The sequence below is a fragment of the Hyphomicrobium sp. genome (genome assembly GCF_035687085.1).
In the GTDB taxonomy this organism is placed as follows: domain Bacteria; phylum Pseudomonadota; class Alphaproteobacteria; order Rhizobiales; family Hyphomicrobiaceae; genus Hyphomicrobium_B.
This window is the reverse complement of sequence record NZ_DASRYS010000004.1, coordinates 1-2,173: the sequence shown is the minus strand read 5'-3', so window position 1 is coordinate 2,173 and position 2,173 is coordinate 1. Positions and strand designations below refer to the sequence as shown.

Below are 2,173 nucleotides of genomic sequence, written 5' to 3'. Positions count from 1 at the left end.
GAAAAGCCGGGCTCCGGGCGATCCTACCTATTCGGGACGATGCACCTCAGCGATCCGCGCATCTCGCAGCTGAGCCCCGCCGCGAAGGCTGCGATCGCGCAATCGAAATCCGTGGCGCTGGAAGTTGCCGATCTTTCTCCTGAGGCCGTGGCGGCCGCGATGGCGAAGGCGGCAAAGCTGACAGTCTATACGGATGGCAAGTCGCTGAAGAGGGCTCTCTCCAACGACGACTACTACAGGGTCGAAGAGATCCTAAAGAGGTCGGGGATGCCGGCGGAGTTTGCCGGGGTCATGAAGCCCTGGCTCGTCAGCATGCTGCTTTCTACCTCCGACTGCGAGCGCAAGCAGATCGCTGCCGGCAAAACGGTGCTCGATCTTCAGGTTGCTGCCGAAGCAAAAAAGAACGGGATTACCGTTACGGGGCTCGAGACGATCGACAGCCAGATCGTGGCGCTCGCGTCCCTCTCCGACGATCAGCAGCTTGCGATTTTGAAAGTGGAGCTCGACTACATCGACCGCGCCGACGACATGATGGAAACGATGGTGCAGATGTATTCAAAGCGCCAGATCGGCGCGGCGCTGCCGTTTCAGCTGGCGCTCGCCGTCGAGAGCGGTGCGCCTCCTTCGACGTTCGATGGTTTCAAGAAGGCCTTGCTGATCGACCGAAACGCCAAGATGCGCGATGCGGCGCTGCCGCTGTTGGAGCGGGGCAACGCGTTCATCGCGATCGGTGCGCTGCATCTTCCGGGGCCGACAGGGCTCGTCACCCTGCTTCGTGAGTCGGGCTACACGGTCACGCCGGTAGAGTAGCGCGTCAGAAGTGGATCGCGCGCTTGGCGACGGCCATTGCAGCTTCCTTCACAGCTTCCGCAAAGGTCGGGTGCGCGTGGCAGGTACGAGCCAGGTCCTCCGCCGACCCTGAGAATTCCATCAGCACGCAAGCTTCCGCGATCAGCTCGCCCGCATTGGCGCCGATGATGTGCACGCCGAGCACGCGATCCGTCTTGGCGTCGGCGAGGATTTTGACGAAGCCGTCTGTCTGCCGAATGGCTTTGGCGCGGCCGTTCGCCGTGAAGGGGAACTTGCCGACCGTGTAGGCGATGCTTGCCGCCTTCAGCTCTTCTTCGGTCTTGCCGACGCTTGCGACTTCGGGGCTCGTGTAGATGACGTTCGGAATGACGTCGTAGTTCACGTGGCCCGCCTGACCGGCGATGATCTCCGCCACCGCGATGCCTTCGTCCTCCGCCTTATGCGCAAGCATGGGGCCGGCAATCACGTCGCCAATGGCGAAGATGCCCGTGACGTTCGTTTGATAATGCCCGTCAACGAGAACGCGCTTTTTCGGGTCGAGCGCGATGCCGGCTTCGGCGAGACCCAAGCCTTCCGTGTAGGGCACGCGGCCAACGGCGACGAGAACGGCATCGGCTTCGATGGTTTCTGCGCCGCCACCTTCCGCTGGTTCCACCGTGGCCTTCACGCCCGTCTCGGTCGTTTCGACGGCTGAGACCTTACTCGACAGGCGGAAGGCCAAGCCCTGCTTTTCGAGAATGCGCTGGAACGAACGACTGGTCTCGGCATCCATGCCGGGGAGGATGCGGTTCAGATATTCGACGACGAGGACTTCCGAGCCGAGCCGCCGCCACACCGATCCGAGTTCCAGCCCGATGACGCCGGCGCCGACGACGATCAGTTTTTTGGGAACGGTCGTGAAGTCGAGCGCGCCGGTCGATGAGACGACGCGCTTCTCGTCAATCTCGATGCCGGGAAGGCGCGTCACGTCGGAGCCCGTGGCGATGATGATCCACTTCGTATCGAGCGTCTGCGTTTCGCCGCTCGGCGACGTCACCGCAACCTGACCGGAGCGGACGATGCGGCCGGTGCCGAAGACCGTGTCGACCTTGTTCTTCTTCAATAGATAGGCGACGCCATCGACGTTGCCTTTGACGCCTTCGCGTTTGAAGGCCTGCATCTTCTCCAGGTCGAGCTTGGGATCGTCGGCGATGCCCATGGCCGCAAAGCCGTGCTTTGCCTCGTCAAACGCATGCGAGGCGTGAAGCAGCGCTTTTGAGGGAATGCAGCCGACGTTCAGACAGGTCCCGCCGAATGTCGATCTCTTTTCGACCACCGCCACCTTCATGCCGAGCTGCGCGGCGCGGATAGCGCAGACGTAGCC

Annotated in this window: 2 protein-coding genes; one reads left to right on the top strand and one right to left on the bottom strand. The window is 62.4% G+C overall.

Features of this window, described 5'->3' with window-relative positions; translation table 11 throughout:
- Positions 1-810: TraB/GumN family protein (locus VFG26_RS03405; protein ID WP_325022242.1), on the top strand; the 810-nt coding region annotated here is incomplete at its 5' end.
- Between the two features lie 4 nt (positions 811-814).
- On the opposite strand, the gene lpdA is transcribed toward VFG26_RS03405, so the two are convergent.
- On the bottom strand, positions 815-2,173 hold a 1,359-nt coding region (gene lpdA, locus VFG26_RS03400; protein ID WP_325022240.1), incomplete at its 5' end, for a dihydrolipoyl dehydrogenase.